7 protein-coding genes and 1 pseudogene are annotated in these 9,280 nt (G+C 74.5%); 3 read left to right on the top strand and 5 right to left on the bottom strand.

Annotated features, from left to right (window positions below):
- The 3 genes and pseudogenes from NWP09_RS03675 to NWP09_RS03665 all read right to left on the bottom strand — a co-directional run.
- Positions 1-596 (bottom strand): annotated as a pseudogene (locus NWP09_RS03675) (hypothetical protein); the annotation flags it as partial.
- A gap of 75 nt (positions 597-671) precedes the next feature.
- Complete coding sequence (locus NWP09_RS03670; RefSeq protein WP_258274183.1) at positions 672-1,331, bottom strand: GNAT family N-acetyltransferase; 660 nt, start codon at positions 1,329-1,331, stop codon at positions 672-674.
- 10 nt (positions 1,332-1,341) lie between these two features.
- Positions 1,342-3,609, bottom strand: a complete 2,268-nt coding sequence (locus NWP09_RS03665; protein WP_258274182.1) for an LLM class flavin-dependent oxidoreductase — start codon at positions 3,607-3,609, stop codon at positions 1,342-1,344.
- 53 nt (positions 3,610-3,662) lie between these two features.
- Between NWP09_RS03665 and NWP09_RS03660 the strand changes: the two genes are divergently transcribed.
- Genes NWP09_RS03660 through mscL form a run of 3 tightly spaced genes read left to right on the top strand, consistent with a single transcriptional unit; the run spans position 3,663 to position 4,993 of the window.
- Positions 3,663-4,268, top strand: a complete 606-nt coding sequence (locus NWP09_RS03660) for a 5-formyltetrahydrofolate cyclo-ligase (protein ID WP_258274181.1) — start codon at positions 3,663-3,665, stop codon at positions 4,266-4,268.
- 1 nt (position 4,269) lies between these two features.
- Positions 4,270-4,593: an FmdB family zinc ribbon protein gene (locus NWP09_RS03655; protein WP_258274180.1), complete on the top strand. Its 324-nt coding sequence runs from the start codon at positions 4,270-4,272 to the stop codon at positions 4,591-4,593.
- Positions 4,594-4,597: 4 nt separating this feature from the next.
- Entirely contained in the window at positions 4,598-4,993 is a 396-nt protein-coding gene (mscL, locus tag NWP09_RS03650; RefSeq protein WP_258274179.1) for a large conductance mechanosensitive channel protein MscL, read from the top strand.
- A 167-nt stretch (positions 4,994-5,160) separates the two neighbouring features.
- Here mscL and NWP09_RS03645 read toward each other — a convergent pair whose 3' ends face one another.
- Complete coding sequence (locus NWP09_RS03645) at positions 5,161-5,379, bottom strand: hypothetical protein (protein ID WP_258274178.1); 219 nt, start codon at positions 5,377-5,379, stop codon at positions 5,161-5,163.
- Positions 5,376-9,113: an AAA family ATPase gene (locus tag NWP09_RS03640; RefSeq protein WP_258274177.1), complete on the bottom strand. Its 3,738-nt coding sequence runs from the start codon at positions 9,111-9,113 to the stop codon at positions 5,376-5,378. Before NWP09_RS03640 ends, NWP09_RS03645 begins: the two co-directional genes overlap by 4 nt.
- Positions 9,114-9,280: the final 167 nt, after the last annotated feature.

Genomic DNA, 9,280 nt, shown 5'->3' with positions numbered 1-9,280 from the left:
ACCTTGCGCGCCTCGACCAGCGTGCGCACCTGCGGCGCCGTCGAGGCGGCGACCCGACGCATCCGCCGCGCCGACGCGTTGACCGCCACGAGCCCGACGACGCCGAGCACCGCCACGGTCGTGCCGACGCCGACGAGCACCTGCAGCCCCGGGACGAGCGCGCCGGCGACGACGCCCACGAGCGCGACGAGCACGAGCGCGAAGCACGCGAGGCGCGTGCGGCGCAGCCGCTGCGCGCGCGACACCGTCGACTTCACAGCTGCGCGGACCTCGCGCTCGACCGCCTTGATCTGCTCGTCGAGCTCGCGGGCGCGGGCGACGGCCCTCGCGTGCTCGAGCGCCTGCTTGAGGCGCTGCTCCTTGGCGACCGCCTTCTGCTGCACCGCGATCGTGCGCGCGTCGGCCTCGAGCCGCACCTCCTCGGGAGCCTCGGCCGACTCGGCCATGATCCGCAGCGTCTGCTGCAGGCGGATGGCGTTGCGCTCGGTCGCGAGGTACTCGCGCTTCCGCGTCCACACGGGCACGAGGTAGGCGACCCAGAGCACGACGGCGACGATGAGGACGAGCGACGTCCCGAGACCTGCGAACTCTGGCATGGCCAGCACGGTATCTTTCCGACCGCGCAGGATCCGGGAGGTCGCGCGGCGGTTCGCGAGGCGTGCCGAGCGGATCTACGCGGAGCGGTCCTGACGGGGGTCGCCGCCCACCTCGACGGGGTAGACCGAGCGGTCGAACGGCGGCACGCGCCCGCCGAGCCAGCGCTCGAGCAGCGGCTCCGCGAGCTCCTCGCGCACGAGGGCGAAGCACAGGTGGTCGCGCCAGTCGCCGTCGATGTGGATGTAGCGGCGGCGGCACCCCTCGTAGCGGAAGCCGAGCTTCTCGACCACGCGCAGGCTCGCGAGGTTCTCGGGCCGGATGCACACCTCGACGCGGTGCAGCCCCATGCCGAGCATGAGGTGGTCGGTGACGAGCGCGACCGCGATGGTGGTCGCGCCGCGGCCGGCGAAACGGCGCGCGATCCAGTAGCCGAGCGTCGACGACGACAGCGCCCCGCCCGAGATGTTCGCGACGTTCAGCTGCCCGGCGAACTCCCCGTCGACCTCGATCGCGAACGCGAGCCCCGTGCCCTCGCGGTCGGACTCGAGCAGCGAGCGGATCGACGACTTCGTGTCGAAGCGCCCGCTCGGCCGCGAGCCGGGCAGCGTCGCCTCCCACCGCTCGAGCCACGGGCGGTTGGCGATGAGCTCCGCCTCGAGCACCCTCGCATCGCGCAGGCGGATGCCGCGCACCGCGACGGGCCCGTGCGTGAGGCGGGGCGCGCTGTCGAACACGCTCCTGAGCCTAGACGCGCGCCGCCGGAGCCTGCGCCGCCGCGACCACGTTGAAGTTGTCGCGGAACAGGTTCTCGGGATCCACCTCGGCCTTGAGCGCCCGCAGCCGCGCGAGCGTCGCGGGCGGGAAGGCCTCCTCGAGCCGTCCGGGCCGCTGGTCGGTCTCGAACGAGAGGTAGAGGCCGGATGCGTGGGGTGCGATGAGCGTGTCCCATGCGGCGTCCAGCCGGGCCCGGTCGGCGCCGAACGCGATCACCGAGAACCTCGCCTCGCGGTGCGCGAACGCCGTCGCGCCGGCCGGCACGTCGGCGATCGCCTCGCCCATCGCCCGGACCTGGAAGAAGTAGTGCACGCCCGCGTCGACGAACCGCGCGAGCGCGCGCGCGACCTCCGGCGTGATCGTGCCGATGAGCGCCGAGCGCGTCGTCGGCTCGCCCTGCCCCTGGTGGGCGCCGCCGGGCGCGTTGTCGATCACGCTCGCGTAGCGCGTGCGCACGACGTGCTGCCCCACGAGCGGCGCGACCGTCGCGAAGGGCTGCAGGTGCCCGACGATCGTGTCGGGGTCGGATGCGTCCACCGCGATCATCGCCTGCGCGACCCGCGGCTGCCCGGGGCGGTCGCCGCCCAGCAGCAGGAAGGGCGTCACCACGCGGTCGCTCGCCTCGGTCACCGCACCGAACCGCTCGAAGAAGCCGGCGGTGTTGCTCGCATCGAATGCGAGCTGCGCGAAGCCGATCTCCCCCACCGGCTGCGCCGCGATCTCGAACGCGACGGCCACCCCCAGGTTCGCGCCTGCCCCGCGCATGCCCCAGAACAGCTCCTCGTGCTCGTCGCGGCTCGCGCGCACGAGGCGGCCGTCGGCGAGCACGACCTCGACCGCCTCCACGTGATCGATCGTGAGCCCGTGCTCGCGCCCGAGGAAGCCGACGCCGCCCGCCGTGGCGAGCCCGCCGACGCCCACGCCGCCGTAGTCGCCCGAGGAGATCGCCCAGCCGTGCTCGTCGAGCACCGTCGCCACCCGGCCCCACGTCGCCCCGGCGCCGATGCGCACGAGCCGCCGCGACGCATCCACGACGTCGATGCGATCGAGCGCGCCGAGCTCGATGACGATGCCGCCGTCGTTCGTCGAGCGCCCCGAGATGCCGTGGCCGGCGGAGCGGATGCTGAGCGGCACCGACTCGGCGGCCCCCTGGCTGCGCGCATAGGCGAGCGCGTCGGCGACCTCGCCAGGGTTCGTCGGCCGCAGCACGAGGCCCGGCGCACCGCCGCGCAGGTACGTGCTGCGCACGTCGGGGTACTCCCACGAGCCCGGCTCGACCGCCGTCGCCCGGAGGCTCGCGGGGATCGCGCCGTAGTCGATGCCCGCGGCGCGCAGCCGCAGGCCGGCGGCCGAGATCGAGCCGGCGGGCTCGGTGCCCCGCAGCGTGCGCTCGGCCGCGACCCGCTCGCGCACCTCGGGCGCGACCTCCTCGATGAAGCGCTGCATGAGGCCGGCGTCGTCGGCGGCGAGGATGAACGTGCTCGTGCCGTGCTCGAGCGCGAGCTCGACGAGCTGCTCGAGGCGGCCGTCGTCGGCGAAGTCGCCGCCGATGTTCAGCAGCCGCCGGATCTCGCGCGGCTCGCGGCCCGCCTGCTCGGCCGCGCGGTCGATCGTCGCGTTGCCGCGCTCGAGGTCGCCCGGCTGCAGGTAGCCGAGGCTCGGCAGCCAGCCGTCGCCGAGCCGGCCGGTGAGGCGGAGCATGCGCGGCTTGTACGCGCCGATGTGGATCGGCAGCCGGTGCGCGGGGCGCGGGCCGCGCTTCGCGCCGGCGACGCGGTGGTGCTCGCCGTCGACGTGCACCCCGCCGCGCTCCGACGTGTCCCAGATGCCGCGGATGATCGCGATCGCCTCGGCGAGCGCGTCGACGCCCTGGCCGGGCGTGAGGCGATCGCCGCCCATCGCGGCGATCGCGTCCCAGAAGCCGCCCGCGCCGAGTCCCAGCTCGAACCGGCCGCCGGTGAGCAGGTCGAGGCTCGCGGCGCTGCGGGCGAGCACGGCCGGCTGCCGCAGCGGCACGTTCGCGACGTTGGGGGCGAGGCGGATGCGCTCGGTCGCCGCCCCGAGGTACGAGAGGAGCGTCCACGTGTCGAGGAACGCCGGCTGGTACGGGTGGTCCTGGAACGTCGCGAGGTCGAAGCCCAGCCGCTCGGCGGCCTGCGCGAGCTGCACGGGCCGCTGAGCGGGCGCGTTGCCCGGTGTGATGAAGACGCCGAACTCGATCGGGTGGCCGTAGTCCATGCTCGGTGCAACCCGGACGGGGGCCCGAAGCATCCCGCGATACATTCCCAGGCGTGAGCGAGCACGACGAGACCGCGATCGAGGACGCCAAGCGCGCGCTGCGCCGGCAGCTGCGCACGGAGCGCGCCGAGCGCGGCGAGGGCTTCGCCGCCGAGCGCTCCCCCGGCCTCACGGAGCACCTCAAGCAGCTCACCGAGCAGCTCGGCGCCCGCACGATCTCCGCCTACCTCTCGATGCCGCAGGAGCCCGACACCCGCCCGTTCCTCGAGTGGGCCGCGAGCGCCGGCATCCGCGTGCTGCTGCCTGTGATCCGCGCCGACGGGCTGCTCGACTGGGCCGAGCACGACGGGACCGAGACGATCGAGGCGACCCTCGGCATCCCCGAGCCCACGGCGGAATCGCTGCCGCCGACCGCGGTCGAGTCGATCGACCTCATGCTCATCCCCGCGACGGCCGTCGGCCGCGACGGCTCGCGGCTCGGCGGCGGCCGCGGATTCTTCGACAAGACGATCGCCGCCATGCGAGAATGTCCTCCGGTCTACGCAGTCGTGCACGACGAGGAGCTCTTCGACTCCGTCCCGCACGCGGCGTACGACCAGCCCGTCGACGGCGTGGTCACGCAGTCCGGGATCCACCGCGTCATTCCTCCGAGGAGCTGAAATGCCCGTCTACGCATACGCCTGCGCCACCTGCGGCCACGCCTTCGACGCCCGCCAGAGCTTCGACGAGCCCGCGCTCACCGTGTGCGAGCGCTGCGGCGGCGCCCTGCGGAAGCAGTACGGCTCGATCGGCGTGACCTTCAACGGCCCCGGCTTCTACCGCACCGACTCGCGGTCGACGGGCAGCGCCTCGACCGGCGCCGCGCCCGCGAAGAAGTCGGAGTCGAGCGGCTCGGGCTCGTCGGGCTCCGGCTCGTCGGGCTCCGGCTCGACCGGCTCGACCTCGAGCAGCGCGAGCACGAGCGCGTCGAAGCCCGCGGCCTGAGCCGATGCTCCAGGGCTTCAAGAAGTTCCTGCTGCGCGGCAACGTCGTCGAGCTCGCGACCGCGGTCGTCATCGGCGCGGCGTTCACGGGCATCGTCACCGCGTTCACGCAGGCGATCATCGACCCGCTGCTCGCGATGGCGTTCGACGCCGACGCGCTGGCCGACGCGACGGTCGGCCCGTTCCGGATCGGCCTGCTGCTCGCCGCGGTCATCAACTTCCTGATCGTCGCGGCGGTCGTCTACTTCGCGCTCATCTTCCCCATGACGAAGCTCAAGGAGCGCATCGACCGGCGCCGCGGCGTCGCGCCCGACGAGCCGGCCGAGACCGACATCGAGATCCTGCAGGACATCCGCGAGCTGCTGCGCGCGCAGCAGGCGCAGACGCCGCCGAGCGCCTGAGTCCCGCGCGTCGCGATCTCGCCACGAGGCAAGGATCGATCGCGGCCCGTGCACCGCAGCGAGGATCGACGCCGCCGATCACGCCGCGCATCCTTGCCCCGTGCGACGGGGCGCGCGCCAGCCCCGTGCGCCAGCCGCGGGCATGACGCGGCGCGGGGGCGGATGCGTCAGCCCCAGTGCGGGGGGACGTCGCCCTTCAAGCGCTCGTCGTTCTCGCTCGACTGCTGCTGCTCCGGCTCCGGCTCGCCCGTGTAGCCGGGCACCGGCTCCGTCGTCACGCGCCGGCCGCGCCGACGGATGACGAGGGGCGCGGGCGGCTCGGCCGGGGCGGGAGGCTCAGCCGACTCGCCGTCTGGGCCGCCCACGGGCGCTGCGCCGTCGGTCACGACGACCGCGACGCATCCGCCCCGACGAGCTCGGCGATGCGGTCGGCGACGCCCTCGGGGTCGGTGAACAGCTCGAACGCGTGCACGCGCATCGTGTGCCAGCCGAAGCGCCGCAGGATCTCGGGGCGCAGGCGCAGCGCCTCGCGCAGCGTGCGGTCGCCGTCGTCGTGGTCGGCCTCGATCGCAGCGCAGATGCCGCCGTTCGCGACCACGAGGGGCAGCTGCCCGTCGTAGGAGACGTCGGCGCGGAGCCCCCTCCGGCGCAGGCGCGTCGCGAGGTCGACCATGAGCGGGTCACCGCCGAAGAACGACTTCTGCGGCCCGGCCGCGGCCGCGTCGAGCAGGATCTCGCGCAGGAGCGCCGCGCCGTGCTGCAGCCGCTCGGGGTCGAGCTCGGCCGCGTCGAACGAGGTGACGATCTGCAGCGCCTTGCGCGCGCGGGTCATCGCGACCGCGAGCAGCCGCTCGCCGCCCGGCTGGCCGAGCGTGCCGAAGTCGACGTTGCGGCCGTGCTTCGTGTGCCCGTAGCCGACCGAGAAGATCACCCGGTCGCGGCTCAGCGCGCTCGCGTGCGTGATGTCGACGATCACGAACGGCTCCTCGCGATCGGCGATCACGAAGTCGGTGAGCTGGTTGGAGGAGGCGAGCTCGGCCATGACGGCCTGCTGCACCCGCACCGCGTGCCGCTCGTTGGCGGTGACGACCATGAGCGACTCGTGCGGCCGCGAGCGCGCGTGCTGCGTGACGAGCTGCACGACCCGGTCGACCTCGGCGTCGGGGCTCTCCACCGTCGCGGCCCCCTGCTCGGGCAGCCCGTGCGCGCCGTGCACGACCGAGGTCGTGAGCGACGCGTGGCCGAGGTAGGCGCCCGCCCACGGGAGCGCCTCGATGCGGCCCTCGTAGAACCGCTCGTTGACGGCCGAGACGAGGTCGGCGCCGCCCGTGCGGTACGAGCGCGTCAGCCGCAGCGTCGGCAGCACCGCGCCGAGCCGCGAGAGCGCCGACTCGGCGTGCAGCTCGTCGGGGCTCGCGAGCTCCTCGCTCGGGCGCACCCCGAGCGTCGAGATGCCGACGTCGAACGGCGACGGCGTCTGCGTCACCGAGTCGCCGATCGCGATCACCTGCCGCGCGCGGCTGATGGAGCCGGCGGCCTCGGCGATCGTGATGGCGCCGGCGTCGGCGATGATCACGGCGTCGAAGGGGATGCGCTTCGGCACCCGGTGCAGGTCGTACGGGGAGGCGAGCCACACGGGGGCGACCGAGCGCGTGAGGTGCGGAGCGAAGCGCTGCAGCTCGTCGGGGTCGACCGGACCCGCCTTGATGAGCCGGCGCAGCGCCTCCGCCTCGTCGGGGTGGTCGTCGATCGCGAGCCGCCAGCCCTGGGCGATCTGGTGCGCGAGCCGGGCGCTCGACGCGTCGACGTGCGCCTCGTCGACGAGCGCGAAGTCCTGCTCGAGCCGCCGCAGCACGTCGGTGTTGCCGCGCAGCAGCGCCCGCTCCTTCGCGATCATCGCCTGCAGTGCCGACTGCCACCACGCGAGGTCGAGCTCGTGCTCGACCTGGTCGTCCGCGACGTGCCGGTCGGCGAAGTCGGCGAGCAGCGCGTCGAGCCCGAGGCGCTCGATGCCCGTCATGAGCTCAGCGCGCTCGGTGATGTTCTGCAGCGCGTCGCTCGGCGCGGCGAGCTCGGCGACCCGCTGCTCGAGCTCGGCGAGCGGCAGGTCGGCGCTCTTCGTCGCGGGGCTGAGGGCGGCGTCGAGGCGCGCGAGCTTGCCCTCGACGGCGCGCAGCGTCGCGTCGAGCGCGCCGAGGCCGGCGGGCACCGAGGGGATCGAGCCGTCGGGCGCGAACTTCGCCCACAGCCGCCGCTGCTGCTGCGCCGCGATGAGCACGTCGTGCAGGTCGGGCACGTGCGCGCCGGGCCGCACGTACTCCTCGGCGAGCCGCTTGAGCCGCCGGCGCTGCATCGCGCCGAGCGACTGGATCGCCTCGCGCCGCGGCCCGGTCGCGGCGATGAGCTCGCCGAGCGGCCGGTCGTAGATCGACGGCGTCATGACGTCGAGCGTCGCGCGCACGTCGGTGAGCAGCGCGACCTGGATCGCGAGCTCCGCGAGCGTCGCCGGGGGCCGCAGCTTCGTGTCGCCGATGACCGTGCGGGCGCTCGCGAGCAGCGCCGCGAGCTCGCCGTCGCCGTCGGCGCCCGCGAGCGACTGCGCGTCGGCGAGGGCGGCGGATGCCTCGCTCGAGCTCGAGAAGGACGCCCCGTACCAGGGCGTGTCGCTCGGCCCGTACCGGAACTGCCCGAGCGCGGCCGCCTTGCGCATCGTCGCCGCGACGCGCGGGCGATCGGTGGCGAGCCGCCGCGTCGCCTCCTCGCTCAGCCGGGCGCGCGTCGACGGCGGCGTGGGCAGCATCGCGAGCCGCGAGAGCTCCTTGAGCGCGTCGAGCACGCTCACCTGCAGCTCGGGGTCGACGCGCTTGAGCGCGGCGCGGTAGTCGAGCAGCACCTTGCGCAGGCGCAGCATCGCCTCGTCGATCTCGCTCGTCTCGGGCCGCTCGGACTGCTCGATGCGGCGGATGGCCGCGATGAGGTCGCGGCGGAGCGTCGCCTCGGAGACGGCGAGCGCCTCGAGCTTCGTGCGGGCGAGGCGGTCGGCGATGTCGCGCAGCGTCGCGCGGCGCGGGCTCACGACGAGCACGCGCTTGTCGTCGCCCACGAGCGCGGCGATGACGTTCACGACCGTCTGCGTGAGCCCCGTGCCCGGGAGCGCCTCGACGACGATCGAGTTGCCCGCGGCGGCCTCGGCGATCACCGCGTCCTGCTCGCCGTCGGCGTCGAGCACGAGCCGGTCGACCTCGGGGTCGCGCGCGTCCTGCGGCGTCTCGTCGATGCCGTTGCGGCCCTCGCGCACGCGCCAGCGCGCCTGCTCGTCACCGCGCACCGCGTCGAGCACGTCGTGCGGGTGCTGCTGCAGGTCGACGGCCATGGGCTCGCCCACATCTGCGTAGGTCGACGCGAGCAGCCGTGCCTCGACCGCGAAGCCGGGCACGTGCGCGGCCGCGCGCCGCACCGCGTCGAGCACGGCGTTGGGGGTGAACGTGCCGTGGCCGGCGGCGAGCTCGATGAGCTGCCGCTCGTCGAGGCGCACGCCGTGGTGGCCGCGCAGGATGCTCGCGATGCGCGGGTTCACGAACGGCCGGCCGAGCAGCTGGAGCTCGAAGTCGCGGCCGCGGCGGCGCACGACGAGCGGGCGCAGCAGCACCGGGCCGTAGACCTCGCGGTCGCCGTGCGGGAAGCGGACCATGCCGATGCCGAGGTGCACGGCGTCGATCGAGCGAGCGGCGGCGAGCTCGATGCCCTTCGAGGCGATCGCGGATGCGGCGGAGCGCGCCGCGCGGAGGGCGAGGTCGTCGCGGATCAGGCTCGAGAGCGCCGTCGGGCGCCCGGTGATGAACTGCGCGAGGCCGCCGGGATGGGTCGTCGACAGCTCGATCCGGGTCGCGGTGGTGTCGATGAAGTCGGTGAGCGGGCTCCGCCCGCCCACGCGGCGCAGCGCATCCGCCCACGCCTGCCACTCGCCCTCGGCGCGGCTCACGGGCGGCTCGGGCGCGGGCGCCGGCTCCTCGCCCGTGAGCGAGCGGTCGGGCCCCGGTGCGCTCGCGCGCTCGCCGTCGGCGCGCGTCGTCGGGTCGACAGCGGCGTCCCCCTGGAACTCGATCTCGTCTTCGCGCACGCAGTCACGATAGCCGCGCGTCCCCCGCGGGGCCGGGTGACACTGCGGGCCCGCGCGGATTCGGGCGCGCAGCCCACCGTTGCCCCATCGTTATAACACCGTTACAATTGACGGTCGGCGCGCGCCGAGCCGCCGCCCCCGCCCTCTCGCTCCCGATCCCCGAGGAT

Source organism: Agrococcus sp. HG114 (genome assembly GCF_024723325.1).
In the GTDB taxonomy this organism is placed as follows: Bacteria; Actinomycetota; Actinomycetes; order Actinomycetales; family Microbacteriaceae; genus Agrococcus.
This window is presented reverse-complemented; position numbering and strand designations above follow the sequence as displayed.